Annotated in this window: 9 protein-coding genes; 1 reads left to right on the top strand and 8 read right to left on the bottom strand. The window is 56.4% G+C overall.

Features of this window, described 5'->3' with window-relative positions; translation table 11 throughout:
* Positions 1–10: 10 nt before the first annotated feature.
* The 4 genes from IRJ17_RS11655 to IRJ17_RS11640 all read right to left on the bottom strand — a co-directional run bounded on the left by IRJ17_RS11655 (position 11) and on the right by IRJ17_RS11640 (position 14,006).
* Entirely contained in the window at positions 11–9,091 is a 9,081-nt protein-coding gene (locus IRJ17_RS11655) for a non-ribosomal peptide synthetase (protein WP_242774782.1), read from the bottom strand.
* A gap of 31 nt (positions 9,092–9,122) precedes the next feature.
* Complete coding sequence (locus tag IRJ17_RS11650; protein ID WP_242774781.1) at positions 9,123–12,119, bottom strand: salicylate synthase; 2,997 nt, start codon at positions 12,117–12,119, stop codon at positions 9,123–9,125.
* Positions 12,120–12,441: 322 nt separating this feature from the next.
* Positions 12,442–13,221 (bottom strand): 4'-phosphopantetheinyl transferase family protein, encoded by a 780-nt coding sequence (locus IRJ17_RS11645; RefSeq protein WP_122963805.1) that lies wholly within the window; start codon positions 13,219–13,221, stop codon positions 12,442–12,444.
* Positions 13,218–14,006, bottom strand: coding sequence for a thioesterase II family protein (locus IRJ17_RS11640; RefSeq protein ID WP_122963804.1), 789 nt, complete (start codon positions 14,004–14,006; stop codon positions 13,218–13,220). Before IRJ17_RS11640 ends, IRJ17_RS11645 begins: the two co-directional genes overlap by 4 nt.
* A 522-nt stretch (positions 14,007–14,528) precedes the next feature.
* Here IRJ17_RS11640 and IRJ17_RS11635 point away from each other — a divergent pair.
* On the top strand, positions 14,529–15,131 hold the full coding sequence (locus IRJ17_RS11635; protein WP_063227909.1) for an MptD family putative ECF transporter S component: 603 nt from the start codon (positions 14,529–14,531) through the stop codon (positions 15,129–15,131).
* A 70-nt stretch (positions 15,132–15,201) separates the two neighbouring features.
* Here the strand turns inward: IRJ17_RS11635 and IRJ17_RS11630 are convergent, their stop codons facing one another.
* The 4 genes from IRJ17_RS11630 to IRJ17_RS11615 all read right to left on the bottom strand — a co-directional run bounded on the left by IRJ17_RS11630 (position 15,202) and on the right by IRJ17_RS11615 (position 17,730).
* On the bottom strand, positions 15,202–16,104 hold the full coding sequence (locus tag IRJ17_RS11630; RefSeq protein ID WP_173599900.1) for a nucleotidyl transferase AbiEii/AbiGii toxin family protein: 903 nt from the start codon (positions 16,102–16,104) through the stop codon (positions 15,202–15,204).
* A 27-nt stretch (positions 16,105–16,131) separates the two neighbouring features.
* Positions 16,132–16,716, bottom strand: a complete 585-nt coding sequence (locus IRJ17_RS11625) for a hypothetical protein (RefSeq protein ID WP_242774780.1) — start codon at positions 16,714–16,716, stop codon at positions 16,132–16,134.
* Between the two features lie 205 nt (positions 16,717–16,921).
* Positions 16,922–17,485, bottom strand: a complete 564-nt coding sequence (locus IRJ17_RS11620; RefSeq protein WP_242774778.1) for a hypothetical protein — start codon at positions 17,483–17,485, stop codon at positions 16,922–16,924.
* A complete protein-coding gene (locus tag IRJ17_RS11615) occupies positions 17,482–17,730 on the bottom strand; it encodes a hypothetical protein (RefSeq protein WP_242774772.1) in 249 nt (82 codons plus the stop codon). Before IRJ17_RS11615 ends, IRJ17_RS11620 begins: the two co-directional genes overlap by 4 nt.
* Positions 17,731–17,850 lie beyond the last annotated feature (120 nt).

Below are 17,850 nucleotides of genomic sequence, written 5' to 3'. Positions count from 1 at the left end.
CTTTCTTTTCCTAAATGGTTCCCTCGTCGTAGTTCATATCCGGCTGCTCGGCATCGGTTGCATTCGCCTCGATGAACGCGGCAAGCTGTCCGAGCGTCGGTGCTTCAAACAAATGCTGCAAGGACAATTCCACCTGATGCCGTTCCTTCAACAAGTTCAGGCACTGGATGGCGCGCAAGGAGTCGCCGCCGCGCATGAAAAAGTTGTCGTGGATGCCGATATCGGAGCAACCAAGCACTTCTCCCCAGATGCTGGCGATCATTTTCTGCGTGTCGCTTTCCAGGACAGCAGGCGCTTTGCCTGGCGAACTCGTCTTCTTCTTGCCGAGCTGCGCCAGCGCTTTGCGGTCCACTTTTCCATTGGCGGAAAGCGGCAGCTGGTCAAGCTGTACGAACTCTGCCGGAACCATGTAGTCCGGCAAGTTTTGCCGCACGGCATCCGCCAGTTTCTCCGGCTGGAACAGCTTCACGGCAAGCGGGGCCTGCGCCACGAGCAGATGTCGCTCGAATGTCTCCGCCGTCTGTCCGGCCTGCGGGAACGCTTCGACGCTCGTAAAGCCGTGTTTGTCCAGCAGCTTCTGCCATTGCCCGACGGCGAGCAGCGGGAGCTTGCTTGCTTTTCGCTCATCCTCCAGATGGGAGAAGCCATCTTCGAAAAATCCGACAGTGGTGAGCAGCAAACGGCTGTTGCGGGTGGCCTCGACGAGCAGCAGGATGCCTCCTGGCGCCAGGAGCGCTTTGAGATAGTCCAGTGTCGCGTCGAGGTTGCGGGAACGGTGCAGCGTGTTATCCGCCACGATCACGTCAAAGGAATGCAGCTCATAGCCTTGGGCAAGCGGTGCCTGATTCATGTCAAACTGACCGTATTGAAGCGGTTCCGCCTCGCCAAAAGCTTGCTTCGCCCTGTCTGTAAAGAAGGTCGACTCGTCTGCGTACAAATACTTGCTTCGCTCGGCTGGCAACACCGATACGAGCGCTTGAGTCATGCTGCCAGCCCGCGTGCCGATCTCCATGATGCGCAGCTCGCGCTCTGCGGGGTGGCTGTCTGCGATAGTTCCGAGCACCTGTGCAGCCAGGCCGTGGTAGTAGTCGCGCGTCAAATCAAATTGGCTCAGGCCGGCAGGGGTGAGAAACGCCTCTTCGGCCAGGAACAGCTCCAGCGGGTCAAGCTCTCCGGTCAACAGTCCGATAAAGAGCGGATAATCCCGGCGATAAACGGCTTCCAGCGCCTGGGCAGCCTCGGTGCGGAACGAAATGTCGAGCATCGCGTCACTCAAGGAGCGGACGCAACGATAGACGCCGTCCTCCGCTTTTTCCAGCAGCCCTTCTGTGCGCAGCGCCTCCAGCCAATGTTGCAGCAAGCTTTCGAAACGCGGGTGAATTTGCAAGTGTCGCATCAGCTCAGCCGTAGAGTAGCTCTCCTGCTCGCGGGTGAACACACCCATATGCTCCAATGTTCGGCACATGTACATGATGCTCACCGATTCCGCTTCGCAGAGGAACGTCTGCACAATCTCCGCATCCAAGGCAGACGGGATACGGGCGGCCTGCTTTTTCCCCGACTCGCTGATTTCCTGCAAGCGAAGCGAGCACGCAGCCGGATCGGCTTTGGCTGTCACCAGCAGCTCGGTTTCCTGTTGGCCATCGAGGACGACGTAGCCGACGAGACGCTTTTCTTCCCCTGATTCATCCGGTACGGCTACGATCGCTTCCTTCACGCCGTTCTGGCGCTTGAGAACTGCTTCGATCTCGCCCAGCTCGATGCGGTGCCCTCTGATTTTGACCTGGAAGTCCTCCCGGCCGAGAAACTCCAGATTGCCATCTGGCAAGTACCGTCCCAAATCGCCTGTGCGATAGAGGCGCTCACCTGTCCGCGGGTGGCGGATGAACTTGTCATTCGTTTTTTCTTCATCCCGCCAGTAGCCTTTGGCAAGGCCAATCCCGGCAATGTACAGCTGCCCCGGCACCCAAACCGGGCAGTCGCCCATCCATTCGTTCAGCACGTGGAAGCGCTGGTTGAGCATGGGGCGTCCGTACGGGATGCTCTTCCATTCCGGTTCGACCTGCTCGATCGGGTAAAAGTTCGACCAGATCGACGCTTCTGTCGCTCCGCCAAGCCCGATCACTTGCGCATGCGGGAAGTAGGCTTTGATTTTGTCCGGCAAATCGAGCGGAATCCAGTCTCCGCTCAACAAGACGAGACGCAGGCTTGGCGCTACGCTTGCCTTTTGGCCGGAAGCGTACTCGATCAGCATCTGCATCAGCGCCGGAACCGTGTTCCAGACGGTCACCTGCTCTTTTTCCAGCCACTCGATCCAATGCGCAGGGTCTTTTGCTTTGGCGGCATCCGGCATTACAATCGTGCCGCCTGCGGCAAGCAAGCCGAACACGTCGTACACAGACAAGTCGAAGTTCAGGTTGGACAGGGCCAACACTTTATCGGTTGTGCTTACGGCAAACCGTTCGTTTATGTCGAGGATCGTGTTGACCGCGCCGCGATGGTCGATCATGACTCCTTTTGGCGCTCCCGTCGAGCCGGATGTGTAAATGACGTACGCCAAATCTTCCGGTCGTTCAGGGAATGACAGCAAGCTGGAGGCGCTGCCTTCGACCCGATCCACAGCCAGGCACTGGACATCGGCAGGCCAGCCCAATCGCTCCGCAAGCCATGATTGCGTCAGCACGAAGCGGACTTGCCCGTCACGCAACAGCTGGGCGCGTCGCTCTTCCGGATGAGCGGGATCAATCGGCAAGTACGCAGCACCCGCTGCCATAATGCCCAAGGTGGCGGCCACCTGCTCCCAGCCTTTTTCCATCACGATCCCGACCAGCGTGCCAGGCTCTGTTCCATGCTGCTTCAACCATTTGCCGATCACGCTCGCCAGTTGGGACAGCTCCGCATACGTCAGCGTCCGTTCCGCCGAAATGACGGCTGGCTGGTTCGCTTTGGCCGCGACTTGCTTGGCAAACAGTCCGCCAAGCGTCTCGTCAGTGAGCGGCGCGTCGGTGGCATTGGCTGCCCGTCTTGCTTCCAGTCGCGGAATGGCGATCAGGCTTGGCGCTGTCTCTTGCCATGCGGCCTGTTCTTCCGTCAAGCGGTGCAAAAGCTGGCAATAAGCGGCAAACATGTCAGACAGCATGCCTGCGGGGAACAGCCCTTCCACGGCGTCCCAAATGAGCAAAAGCTCGCCGTCCTGCTCGACGACTTGATGATCCAGCCAAATTTGCGGGGTCTGGGTAATGTTGTAGACGAGCTTGCCCAGCCATTTTCCGTCCGTCCCGCTGCCGCTCCACTCATCTACGCCAAGCGCGCTCGTAAAGACGACTGGCATGGAAACGCCGTGATGCTCGCCGCTTCGTCTCGCCAGCTCCCGCTGCACGGTCACCCCGCCCACGAGCGGATGATCCAGGTCGCGCCACAGCTGCTGCTGCAAATTGCGGCCCCGTTCCAGCAGAGTCGCCCCTTTGGACAGCTCCACAGCCAAAAGCGTCAAGGTGGTGAAGTCTCCGACGAGCGCATGCACCTGCGGATGCAGCGGAAGACGGTTGAACTGCGTCAGGTTGATCGTAAAACGCGAGCTTCTGCTCCACGCTCCGAGCGTCTCGGCATACGCCGTCAGCAAAATGCCCGATGGGGTCAGCCCAAACTCGGCTGCGCGCTCCTTCAACTTCCGCCATTTGTGGCGATCCAGCTTCGCTTCCAAGCGCTCAAACCGCTGTGCGGTCATCGTGTCGGGATTTTGCGCGAGCGGCAACTGCGGAGCTTGCGGCAAGTCATCCAAGCGCGCTGTCCAGTAGTCCAAGTCGCGTTGGTACAGCGCTGACGACTTCAACTCCTCCAGTGCGAGAACGTAATCGCGGAAGGACAGATCGAGCTTCGCGAGCGGCGCGTCCGGCTCATGGTACAGCCGCGTCCATTCGCTCAGGAGGTGGAACATGCTCCAGCCATCGAAAATCAGGTTGTCGAAGCTGATATGCAAGCGAACCCGACCGTCATGCAAGCGGGATGCCCGCACGTCAAACAGCGGCCAGACGTCAGGCGCAAGCACCTGGTGCGACATTTCCTCGCGAATCGCCAGCAGTTCTTTCTCCACGATCTCCGTTGGCTGCTGGCGCAAGTCCGTGATCGCAATCTGGTAGCGCGGCACCTGCGGCAAAATTTGCTGCTGCAAGCCGTTTGGCAAAACGACTGCCCGCATCATTTCATGGTGGTCGATCAAGCGCTGCCAAGCTGCGTTGATCCGCTCCAGATCGAGATTTTGCCCGTCGATCTCGAAATAGCAGTGCGTCGACACATTCCCCAGAGCGTAAACGCCGCTGCGGCCCAGCCAGTACGCCTGCTGGATGTCCGTCAGCGCAAACGGCTGCTCTCTCTGCTCGGGGGCAGGCACAATTTGCGGCCAGACAGCGGTTGTCTGCGCCTGTTGCCCGTTTTCTTCGAGCACCGCCTGAACGTGCGCCGCCAGTTCGGCAATCGTCGGCTTGTCAAAAATTTTGCCCAGTGAAAGTTCCACGCCGATGCGGCTGCGCACTAACGCAGCGAGCCGCGTCGCCAGAAGCGAATCCCCGCCCAGTTCGAAGTAGTTGTCGGTCATGCCCACTCGCTCGACGCCAAAAAGCTGGCACCAAATCGCGGCCATCTCTGTTTCCAGCGGCGTTTGCGGTGCGGCGAACGCTTTCTCCGCTTTCGTCCGCGTCAAACTGTCCGGCGCAGGCAATGCCTGGCGATCCACTTTTCCGTTTGCCGACAGCGGCAACGCATCCAGCAGGAGGAACGCGGTCGGCACCATGTAATCAGGCAGTTTGTGCTTCAGGAAGTCAGCCAGCCGCAGCGGATTGAAGCGCTGTCCATGCCCGGGGGCTTGCGCCACTATTACGTGCTGTCCAAACACATTCGCCGCGTCGCGCTCGTTCGGAAACGCCGCTACTTGTGCAAACGACTGCTTCAACACGCGCTGCCACGCAGCTTGTGCCAAAAGCGGCTTCTGGTCATGGCGACGCTCGTCTTGCAACCCGGTGAAGCCGTCCTCCAAAAATGCCGTACTGACCTGCTGCAAACGGCTGTCGCGCGTCAGCTCCAGCATGAGCAGCACGCCGCCCGGTGCCAAAAGCGACTGCGCGTGGCTGAGCGCCACTCCGATATCCCGCGCCCGATGCAACGAATCGGCAGCGATGATGACATCGTATTGATGGGCCTCGTACCCTTGAACAAGCGGGTCTTTTTCCAAGTCGAGCAACTGGCATTGCACATGAGGCAGCTTGCCGAATCTGCTCTTCGCCTCCTGCATGAAGAAGGTCGACTGGTCTGTGCACGTATACGCCGCTACCTCTTCAGGCAGGACCGCCAGGAAAGCCTCGGTCAAATCCGCGCTTCTCGCCCCGATCTCCAAGATGCGCAGCGGCTTTCCGCTTTCGGCAAACGGCGCAGCCAACTGTTTCAGCATCAGCTGCGCCAGGCGATCTCTTTCTTGGGCAAAAGGAAGCGTCTGCAACAGCTCTCGCGGAGCAAGACCTGGCTCCGTGGTGAAGAAATGGGTCAGCGGGTCCACCGCTCCGGTCAACAGCCCGGCATGGGCGCCGTCCAGCTTTTGCAAATACGCAAGCAGTGTTTGTGCGTACGTCTCCCATCCAGCCGGCGCTTCACTCGCCACAGGCGGCTCGAACCATTCGGCGCGAATCTCGCCGACCATGACGTATGTACCCGCTTCGCCTTTTTGGACAAGTCCCTCTTCCGCAAGCGAGTTCAGCCATTGCTGGACAAGGGCGCGATACCGTTCCAAAATGCCGCATTGCTGCATCAGTTCATCGAGGGTAAAGCTGCTGCCAGGAGCAAGCTTTGCGCCTGCTTGCTTCAATGCTTTGCACATATACCGGACAGCCAGTTGTTCCAGATACGCCCAAAAAGCTGCGAAAGCTTCCGGGGTCTGGATGTCCGGATCGCCTTGCCACTGCTCGGCCTGATCTTTTGCCGAGTCGAGCAGACTCGTCCACACCGCTTCCTGGAAGGCTGGCTCCGCTTCCATCCGCTCAAACAGCCCGGCATCGGCTGCCCGATCGGCAACGAGATAGCCTACCAGATGACGATTGCCACGCGGATCGCCTACAGCGGAAACGACCGCATCCCGCACGCCCGGATGCTGCTTCAACGCTGTCTCGATTTCGCCCAACTCGATCCGGTGACCCCTGATTTTCACCTGGAAGTCTTTGCGTCCGAGAAACTCAATCGTTCCGTCCGGCCAGTACCGTCCCAAGTCGCCTGTGCGGTACCAGCGGCCGCCCTGCCCATTTACGAAGCGCTCTGCTGTCAGCTCGGCATCGCCGCGATAGCCGAGCGCCACGCCCGCTCCGCCAATCCACAACTCGCCAGCCACCCAGTCCGGGCAATCCCGGCCTTTTGTGTCCACCACGCGATAAGACTGGCGCGCCAATGGACGTCCATACGGAATCGAAGTCCACTGAGCAGGGAGCGGCAGCTTGACGTCGTGCGCATTCGACCAGATCGACGCTTCTGTCGCACCGCCCATCGCCACCAGCTCGCTCGCTGGCGCTGCTTCTTTCAGCCGCCCTGGCAAATCGAGTCCGATCCAATCGCCTGACAGCATCGCCAGTCGAATCGGCAACGGCCCATGTCCCGCACTTTTCGCTGCAATCAGCAGCATATCGAGTAGCACAGGCACCGAGTTCCAGAGCGTAATCTGGTGCTCTTGGACAAGCTGCGCCCACTTGCTCGCATCCCGTCTGGATTCCTCGTCGATCAAGACGATGGAACCGCCTGCCGCCAAAAGTCCGAACACGTCGTAAACAGACAAATCGAAATCGAGCGAAGACACGGCCAGTACACGGTCAGAAGACGTGACCTGATAGCGCCTGTTAATCTCGCAAATCGTATTCCACGCCCCGGCGTGACTGATCTCCACTCCCTTTGGCTCGCCTGTGGAACCGGACGTGAAGATGATGTACGCCAGACTGTCGACCGCTGCCGTTACAGGCTCAGCCAGCGCTTCGGCTTTTTGCGCATCCGCCACCGTCAAGACTTGCGCCCCGGTCGGCCACTCCAGCTTGGCAGCGTGTTCGGCATCGGTCAGGGCGAAGCGAATGCCTGCTTTGGCAAAAATCCGCTCGCGTCTGCTCGCTGGCTGCCCGATCCCTACCGGAACGTAGCATGCGCCAGCCGCCATAATGCCGAGCACGGCCACGATTTGCTCAAACCCGCGCGGCAAGCTGACCGCCACTGGCTCGCCGTTCGCAATGCCCTGCCCGCTCAGAAAAGCCGCGACCTGCAAGGCTCTTTTTGCCAGTTCGCCATACGTCAGGGGCGTTGCGCCGTTCCCGTCAATAAGCGCCGTGCTCTGCGGGTGTTGTCTCGCATTGCGGAAAAAGGCTTCGTGCAAACATTGCGGCGCAAACGGCGCAGCGTGCTCGTCCGCTGGCTCCTGCCTCTGCTTGGCGAGATCAGGCAAACATTGCGGCGCTGCCTGCCAGTCGTTTTCCGGGGCAACCAGCCAATCCATCAGCTTGCCAAAAGCGGCAAACATCTGGTCGATCATGCCAGCAGGGAACAACTCTTCGACCGCGTCCCACGCCAGCAGCAATCCCCCGTTCATTTCGTACGACTGGAAATCGAGCCATACTTGCGGCGTCTGCGAGATCATGTAGGAAAGCTCGCCCAACGTATCGCGGCATTCCTCGTTGATCAGCGGCGTCCCCAAATTGCACGCGAACACTACCGGAGCGAAATCGCGCTCTCCCTGGCGAACGCGGGCAAGCTCACGCTGCAACTGCACACCTGAATAAGCTGCGTGGGCCACATCCTCGTGGAAGCGCGACTGGATGGCATGCACCCGCTGCAAAAACGACTCCGGCTGCTTCATGTCGACCGCAAGCAGCAGCAAATTGGTGAAGTCAGCGACGACTTCCTCAATCCCCGGCTCACTGGCTTGGCGATCAAACAGCGGAATGTTGATCAAAAATTCCGAGTGCGTGCTCCAGCGATCGAGCACTTCCGCATAGGCTGTCAGCAAAACCATCGCAGGCGTGACTTTGTGCGATTGCGCCCGCTTTTGCAGGCGCATCCAGTCCGCTTCATCCAGTCGATGCGTTCTTCGCACGAAAACAGGCGACTTGACCATTTCCGGCTTCACGGCAAGCGGCAGGCCAGGCGCTCCCGGCAACGTCAGCAGCCTGTCGTGCCAGTAACGGGCAGCCTGTTCCACATCAGCCGCTCTTCGCTCTGACTCTTGTTGCAAATAGCGGGCAAAGCTCCACTCGGCAGGCGCCGCAGGATCAAGCTCGCGCCCGTAGGCAGCTGCCAAATCGCGCAGGATGATGTGCAAGCTTTGGACGTCAGCGACGAGCAGATCGAGGTCGAAGTGCAGACGAGTCCGGTCACCCGTGAGCAGGCTCAGCTCCAATCCCGCCACTTCGCCAAGCTCGACCGCCAACTTGCGGTGGGAAATCCGCTCGCGAATGCGCATAAGCTCCTGTTCTTGCTCGTGCTCTGCAAGGGCACGCAAATCATGGACAGGGATTGCTTTTTCGTAAGGCACTTCCAGCACCTCTTGCCGTCCATCCGCCAGGAATCTGGCCCGCAGCATCGGATGGCCGCGCAGCACTTTTTTCCACGCTGCCAAAAGTCGCACATGCTCTACGCCAGTTCCGTCGATCTCCAGGTAGGCGTGGCAGCCCACTCCGCCAAGCGGTTGATCATCCTGGCGGCCAATCCAGTACGCGTATTGCACATCTGTCAAGGCAAACGGCTCATTCTTTGCTTCTAGCGTCTGTGGCTTTGCCTGATTCGCTTTTGCATTCGTTGGCTCCGTTGCTTTCTGGCTGCTTTTTTGCAAAAGCGCCCACCATTCTCCCAGGCGCGGGGAGGCGATCAGTTCGGCAAACGTCACCTTCGCCCCTTCCTTGCGCCACTTGTTGACCATCCTCATCATCTGCAAGGAGTTCAGTCCCAGCTCAATCAGGTTCTGCTCGTCAGCAAACTCGACCGCCACAGGCAGCATGGATTGAATTTGGCGGCGCACCGCGTCATAGTCCAGAGAAGCGATCGCCCCGGCGGAATTGCTGTCATCAAGCACTTGCTTCATCACGGTTTCCTCCTTTCTGTCAAAAGTGCCCCTATTGTTGCTTCACGGCCTCCAACACGCGGCTCGCCATGACGAGCTGACGGGAAAAACTGCTCAGCTTCTCGCGCGTCTCTTCCAGTTCGCGCTCAGGCAGCGACATTTCGACCACGCCAGCCCCGGCATGCAGCCACGCTTGGCCGTCTTTTTGGTAGATCGTCCGCAGCACGAGCGCCGCGTCCATCGCTCCGCTCTGGTCATACGTCATGACGCATCCGCTGTACAAATTGCGCGGGACGCTCTCCAGTCTGCCGATCGCTTCGATCGACTCCCGTTTCGGAATCCCTGACGCCGTCACAGCCGGGAACAGCGCCCGGAACGCATGCCAAGAATTGCGGCCTTCCATGAGCTTTCCTTTCAGTCTGGAGGCAATGTGCTGCACCGTTCCTCTGCTCGCCACCGTCATGAAATCAGTCAACAAAATCGTCGAAGCATCGCAGACGCTTCTCATCTCTTCGAATGCCAGCTTGACCGAAACGGCGTGCTCGGCAATTTCTTTTGGATCGTTGAGCAGCTCTTCTTTCAGCTTGTCGCTCTCGGCTTCGCTTCCCCCTTTGGAACGCGTACCCGCCAGCGGATAGGTGCTGACCCAGCCTTCGCTGTCCACCTCGACAACCGTTTCCGGGCTGAAGCCCGCCGCATTCATCCCTTCCAGGCGAACCAGGAACGAACGTGCCGGAGTGTTGACTCTGCGCCCGGCGACGTAGCTCGCAACCATGTCCAGCTCTTCTGACACCGGAATTTTTCTGGACAAAATGACCTTGTGGTATTTGCGCTCGGAAATTTCCCGAACCGCTTCCGCTACTCCCTGCATGTACGTCTCCGCCCCGTGCGTCTCTGCCTGCGGAACGGCCAGCTTTTCTTTTCCTGCGCGCTCTGCGAGACTGCTCTGCGGTTGTTTGTCAGCCAATTCGGCGAACACTTCTCGCAAAAGCTGCCCCAACTGCTCGCTGTGCTCTTGTGCAAGCGTCCGCAAAAGTACCTCGCCCTTGTGGAACCGCACCTCTGCTTGCGGGATGAACAGCTTGAGCAGATTCGGGTCTTCGGTAGCAAGCGGCAGTCCGTTATAGTAGCGGGCCATGCCGAAATTCACCGTGCCGTATGCGCGCCAGTCGGCCAGCGGCACAGCAGCGAAGGCTCGTTCGATCGTCTCGCCGAGCTCTGCGTTTTCGTAGGTTGCCGTCTCGCCGCCGCAAACCATTTTCGTCTGCTGCGCATCTACGGTAGCCAGAGCGTGGATGCCCATTCCGATCGACAGCTCATCCCCGTTTTCGTAGAGTACATAATCTTCAAAAAGTCCACGCTCGACGATTTCTGCCGCCGCCAAATGAACATCTCCTGCAAAAGCAAACGTTTCTTCCCGATAAGTGTTGATCGGCGCAGTTGCCTCCACTTGTTTCGCCATAGCCATCTCCTTGAGCTTGTTTTTATTGACCTTCCCCACACTGGTCAGCGGCCAGCTGTGCGCAAATTCCAACTGGTCAGGCATTTTGTAGCGCGCAACGCCCTTCTCCTGGAAAAAGGCGTGAATATCCGCCAGCGTCAACTCCGGATTGTCCGTGATGACGAATGCGCAGCTTCTCTCCCCCAGTGTGGAATCTGGCAGTGTAATCAGAGCGGCATCCCTGATGTCCGGGTGCAGACGCAAGTACGACTCGACTTCGGCTGGCATGATTTTTTCGCCCGCGCGGTTGATCATTTCCTTGATCCGTCCGCCTACCTGGATATTGCCTTCCGGCGTGAACCGCGCTTTGTCTCCCGAGCGGTAAAAGCCGTCTTCCGTGAAGCTTTCACGGTTTTGTTCCGGTGCCAGGTAATAGCCGCGAATCGTGTACGGCCCCCGGACGATCAGCTCCCCGTATTCGCCTGGTGCAACATCGTCTCCGTCCTCATCGACGATCCGTACTTCGTCCGCCTCGGAGATCGGACGCCCCTGGCTCGTCATGATGACTTCGTCGGAATCGTTTAGCGACGTGCCGCAAATCAAGCCTTCCGCCATTCCGAACACTTGCTGGAGCTTGCACGTCCACTCCCGCATGATCCGGCCAGCCACCTTGTCATCGAGCATCGAGCCGCCCACCTGCAACACCTTCAGGCTGGACAAATCGCTCTCCGTATCCCATTCCAGAACTTCCAGCCAGACGTTGACAAGCGCAGGCACCAATGCCGTAATCGTCACTTTTTCTTTTTCAATCAGCGGAAAAGCCTCATCGCAGCTGGTCGTTTGACACAACACAACCTTGCCGCCGACCGAAAACGCGCCGAGAATGCCAGGGCAACACAGCGGAAAATTGTGCGCGATCGGCAGAACAGCGAGATAGACGCTCTCGTCCGTCAGCTCGCAGCGAGCTGCCATTGCTCGCGCATTGTAGGCGTAGTCGGTGTGTGTGCGCGGAATCAGTTTTGGCGTGCCTGTCGTACCGCCCGACAACAGCAACAATGCCGTATCTGTATAAGCCGGGCCGTCGAACAACATCGGCGGGCCGCTGATCGTCGCCAGATTCGTGCCGATGCCGCTTTCTCCATCGGTCAAAACGAACTGCACGCACGCGTGTTTTTTGACCAAATGTTCCGCCAGCTTTGTATAGTCAAAGCCCAGAAACGTGGTGGGAATAATATAGGCAACGGGCTTAGCGAGCGAAAAAATCCCGTCCAGTTCCGCCTCCCTGTGGGCAGGCAATACGAGAATCGGCACTGCCCCGATGCGAAACAGGGCAAAGCATGTCAGGACAAAAGCAGTCCGGTTCGGAAGCTGGACCGCGACTTTGTCGCCTTTGCGGATGCCCATGCGGTACAGGCCAGAGGCAAGCGCATCTGCCTTCGCATCCAGCTCCTGGTAAGTCAGTCTCGCTTCATCCTCGACCAACGCCACTTTGTCCTGATACTTTTCCGCCCAGCGGCGCAGTTGCTCCCCCAGAGTCAACGGCTCCCAAAACCCGCGTTGTACATACGTTTCTGCTGCTTGCTCAAACCAATCGGTGCTTGCTCTCATTCGTTCCTCCTCCAAGATAGCCGCGGGTGTATGTCCGTACCCCAAGCCGAATGATGCAGGTCATTGCCAAATTCGCTGTCGGTCATGCTGGTTTGTCTACCAACCAAAATATTGATACTGATTCTCATTGTCAATTCCTTATGTAGTCTATTTTTTCTACATTTTGGAAGGAAACGGCGCATTTTCTTCCACTTTCTCCCGTTTCCTTCATTTCTCGGGGATGATTTTACATTTACTTACATAAAAATAAGGACTTTCAAAAACCAAGCAAGTTGATATGTATAATAGAAGTTTCTCGTTTCCACACGGTTTTTCTCAGCGGCTAGACACGCAAAAACACTGGATGTATCTGCTGTTCTCCCTGATCAAAAGCAATCGCCGCGGAATATCCTGCTGCCGCGCTGAAATCCAAAATCGTCCATGTATTCCGAGCTGCTCCCTCTCCATTTACGCGAAAAATCCCCTGCTCGCCATCCTCTGCAATCCAAAAAGAATCGAGGGGGCGTGACAAGCCCTCCCCCGTCGCCTTGACAAACGCTTCCTTGCGCGCCCAGCAGTCGAAAAACATTTGCTGCTGCTTCCCGGCGGCAGCCGCATGCAGCAGCTTCTGCTCGACGGGATGGAATTGCTGCGCCAACTGCGGCCATTCGGGTATGTCCCGAATCCATTCCACGTCAATTCCCACGCTGCGCCCTCTCGCAAAGACAGCCGCAACCAGCTCCCCGGAATGGGACAGGTTAAACGCGAGCTTCCCTGCTCTGCGCTCTGTGCGCAGTTCGGGCTTCCCGCGATGATCCGCCGCAATCTGGACGCGCTCGACAGGCATGTCTTCATAGCGCCCGCACAAGGAACGCACGAGGGCATGGGCGACGGCGAATCGCTCCCGATCCGCCGCAAAATAAAACCGCTCCATCCGCTCGACTTCTTCTTGGGTCAGCGCCTCGCGCAGCGCATGTTCCTTCCCGCGAAAGGCAGGGACGTGCGCCAGCCAAATGTGCAGCTCCGCTTCTGCAAGTTGCAGAGCTGTCCGATCGGCATGACGATCCATTTGCCACTCCGCCACGATCACTTTCGGGCGAGCGTTATCGGCGGTTGACCTCATCTCCGCTCACTTGCTGCTTCGTTCCCTGCCATTTTCAGATGCCCCGCCAAAATCGGGGAGAGCTGCCGCAACAGTTCCTCTCTGTTCGTCGTCAGGAAAAAATGCTCGCCTTCGATGATGCTCATCGTAAAGTCGCCAGCCGTATGTTGCGCCCAGGCCGCCATTTCCGCCTCGCTCGCCTCTCGGTCATGTGTGCCGCAAAAAGCAGAGATCGGACATTCGAGCGGCGGCTCCTCTTTGAACAAATACGTGTCGTCCAGCGTGAAATCTGCGCGCAACAGCGGCATGAACAGCTCCATCAGCTCTTTGCTGCGCAAAATCGCCTCCGGTGTCCCGGCAAACCGCCGCAGCTCCTCGACGAACAGTTCCTGCGGCAAATGGTACAGCGGATTCGGCTCCGGGATATGCGGAGCACGAGCCCCTGACACAATCAAACGGCTTGGCGCCAACTGCCAGTTTCTGCGGACGGAGCGCGCCAGCTCGAACGCAATTTTTGTGCCCAAGCTATGCCCGAAAAAAAGAAACGGCCGATCCAGGTAAGGCTGAATCGCCTGGCTAATCGCCGCAACCAGCGTATCCATCTCGCGGATGGCAGATTCCATCAGCCTGTTTTCTCGGCCAGGAAGCTGAATCGGGTACACCCCTACTCCTGCGGGCAGCTCTTGCGCCCATCCCCTGTAAATCGATGCTCCTCCCCCGGCAAAAGGGAAGCAAAAAAGGCGGATTTGGTCGTGTTGATCAGGCTCGGCAAGCAGCCATCTCTCAGCCGGTTTCACCATGTCCATAGTCATTCCTCCATTCGGTTTTACAGACGGTCAGCTATGTCGTGCGCCATTCGTCCATTGCTTACGTAACAAGCATGATAACGATTATCACCTTTTACAAATTTATACAATGTCCATTTGGCTGCTTTTTCGCCAGATCAGGGCTTGCTTCCTCTCTCGTTCTCGCCTTAGGTCGTTCACAGTCATTTTTTTACAATCGGGAGGATTCACTCATCCCCTTCCATGCCAAACGAACTAGAAATTTTAACTGCGGACGAGAAAAAAGGAAAAAAAAGGAGATTATTGGCGATATTTGAGAAAAAACGTCCCAAAAAATAGAAATTTTAGCTTTCTTTTTAATCTGATAACAATTATCATTATCAGTGTCTTGTACTTTTTCATACTTCCGTGACATCGACATACCTTGTGACCATGCTTTGTTGGATGGGGATTTTGGGAAAAGGAGGAGATTGAACTCGCTTGTCTCATCCGTCTGGCCAACTCGCCGACGGACACCATTTTGAAGAAGAGGAAGGATGCTACATGCAAGCTCAAACGCTGGCTGTCCCGAATAGATGGACCATGCGCGACTTTATTACCTTGGCTATTTTCAACGTCATCATGCTCATCATCATGACTTTTTGTCCCGCCGTCTCGGTTATTTCGCCCCTTTTGGTCGGCGGTCTTACCGGCTTGCTCAACGGCCCGTTTTACATGGTCATGTCCAACAAAATCAGAAAACCGGGAGCGCTGTTTCTCACCGCGATCATTACGGGTCTGTACTTCGTCGGTTTCGGCTATGCCAACTACATGCTGACACTCGCTGTCATCGGGCTGATCGGGGAACTGATCCTCTGGAAAAAAGATGTTTCCGTCCATTCCGCTCGCAATGCCATCGCTTACGGAATTTTTTATGTCGGCTATTCCTTGTGCGGAGTCGTTCCGCTTATTTTCTTCCGCGACTCGTACATGGCGATTTTGAAAAAAACGTACTCGGCGGCGGCTATTGAAAACATGCTTTACTATTTCGATACGCCTAAAATGATCTTGCTCATGTGCTCGATCTCTTTGGTCGGCGGACTGCTCGGCGCTTACTTTGGCCATCTGATGCTGAGAAAGCACGTAAAAAAAGCGAAGCTCGTATAAACAACGGAGCGAGAAAGCAGCGACAAAAAGAACCTTGGCGGACAACGCCGCTCAAGGTTCTTTTGACATATTATGTGGGCGTGCTCGGGCTTGGCAAATTTGCAAAAGCAGCTTTGTTGATGCCCGCCAGATTCATCGTTTTGCGCAGCTCTTGGGCAAACTCCATGTAGAACAGCTTCTGGTTGTTGCCTCCTGCATACTTTCTCAGCTCGTAATCATTGATCAGCAAAGGATACAGATCTGCTAGATCATGCACCAATACTTTTTGCATATCGTGCTTCGCAATCGATGGCTCAAGCCTGCATTCGTCCACTAAAGCCTGCAACGTCTCCGCCAACGCCTGTTCATCGTACGCTGGATGAGCCAGCAAGTAGTTCAAATCGTAGAGGTCTTTAAATCGCGGGCGCACGATCGTCTGATGCAGCTTCCACGCCACCTGGATCGACAGCGGCACCGTGTACGGTACGCAGAAGCTGTCGCCCAGCACAGGCTGGTACTCCAGTGAGACAGGCGCAAGCTGCATGTCGAGGTGAAAGGAAATGTCCAGATACAGCTCGTGATACCGATTGGCTTCGCGCTTTTCTCCCGCAAAATAGTAGGCGATATCGGTATTCACAGTCGGAAAATCGTCCGCCATCGCATAGTCGATCCTTCGCCAAAAGGCGTTCTCGCGGAAGCTCCTGAACACGATGCCATCTTGCAAATCCATCTCTGTCGCCCGGATTAATGCGCTTGTAAACGTCTCGTGCGCATGCTCTGCATCGCGAATTTTCCCCGCGTACAAAAAATCGATGTCATCCACGTCCCGCATGTCCGGATTCGCCAAATACTGCCGTGTCAGCAAGCTGCCCTTCAAGACAAACGGCATGTTCACCAAAGCCATTCTTTTTAGCAACGCTTCCAACACGACAAGTTCCCTGGTATCCTCATCCAGGCTGCTCAAGTTTAGATGCAGCTTTTCATTCCCGTTCATAGTGCTATCCCCTTCCTTTCCTGCGCCCTACGAAATCCAGCCGCTGTCCAGTTCCTCTCTGCTGTCGTAAATGCACAACTCGAATTGTTCTTTTACAAGCGCGATTTGCTTTTCCTGCAAAGCAATATGAATCTGCTTGACCCGCTCGTAAAACTGCGCTTCGCTCTCGTACTCCCGAACCGTCACAAACCTGACTTTTCCGTTCGGATTGAGCGAGTTTCGAGAGATATGTCCAGCGGATGGCTTGCACAGTTGTTTCAGTCCGTCGACATCCTCGATCTCCACTTTTCCATGCCATTCAAAATACGGCTTGAATCGCTCTGTAATCGGCGCGTGAAAATAGGCCGTTTCTTTTGGCGAAATCTCTACTTTTTTACGGACAACCGTAAATCCGCCCTCCTGAAACACAGCGGCAATCCTGTCCATCTCGCGCTTGGCTGCCTGAAAGTCCGGGCGCTGGATCACCCCCGTCATCATCGGCTGGTGGATGTAATTCCCTTTGTCGAGGACAATCATCAGCGGTTTTACTTGCTGCTCTTGGCAGATGCCGATAAACGCTGCTTTGTCTTCTAAAGCGACATCGTCAAGTGTGACGTGAAATTCGAACTCCATGGAGTCACTTCCTCTGTTTGCTGATTTTTGCCTTTGTTTTTTCCACTTGGAAAAAGTTGCTTCTCTCTCCTTGTTAACGGCAAATTTTTCTCCAGATTTTAGGAGTTTACGAGAGTCGGGCGTAAAAAACCGCCAGTTCCTTGGCGGGTTGGCGGTTTTTTATTGGTTGTTTTTTCGCTTTTGTCATTAACGCTCACGATTTTTGTCAAGTTGGAGCTCTAGCGAATAGCTTGGCCTTCGTCTTGAGCTTCCCGTCCTTGAGGGGCGTGCCTTCCAGCAGGTCATTTTTGCCGGAGCCGTGCAGGGGTCCGCCTCTTCCCTTTCCGCCGTCCGAATCACTATTAGCGTGCGGCTTTTTGGAACCATGCGGCGCGTCCACATCCAATTTCGCCACCGATTTGCCGCCTTTTAATGCTGCTGTGCCCATTCCACCGCTATACACCGTCAGCACGGCTTCCGCTACGACCATGTCTTTCTTAAATTCGTTTTGCCCTTTTGCGTAGCTTTCTTCGACCGAGCGGGTCCACAGACCGCCGTGCAAATTATCCTGTTTGTACTTCTCGTCTTTTACAAAAGGGTCGATGTAATCGTTGTATAATCCTGTCCCGATCGAGACGGCTGCGTCGCCTGCATCTTGGGCTACGTCCTGCCATGATTTTTTGCCTGAAGCCACGTTCTCTACATATTCGATTGTGTTCGTGGCGACTTCCACCGCTCCTTTGGCCAGATTGTTCCTCTCGGTCAGCGAACCGACTTCGGAGCCGCTCACAAACTCATACAAGCTTTGGGCTGGGCGTCATCGCCTCCCAAAACCCCCGTCACAACCAGGTCGCCCGCGTCTACCGCCGCGCCCCACAAACCAGCCAACGTATCCTCAAAAGCAGCAAATTTCCCTTCCACCTCTGCGATCTGGTTATCCAAGGTTCGTTTCGCCATGACCGCGAGAGTCTCGTTTGCCGCTACATCCCACTCATACCTGCTCCATATATGCTCTTGGATGACAAAAAAGCTCATTCCTACTCATGATTCAAGTGGGAATGAGCTTTTGAACGTTTATTAGTGTCTGAATGGTTTAATGCTTGGTTTATTGGTTGTATTGTATGATCTTGTTGTTGAGGTTGTAAATAGGCTTAC

This window comes from Brevibacillus parabrevis, assembly GCF_022701015.1.
Classification (GTDB): domain Bacteria; phylum Bacillota; class Bacilli; order Brevibacillales; family Brevibacillaceae; genus Brevibacillus; species Brevibacillus parabrevis.
Note: the sequence above shows the minus strand (reverse complement) of the source record. Positions and strands in the feature narration are given on the sequence as shown.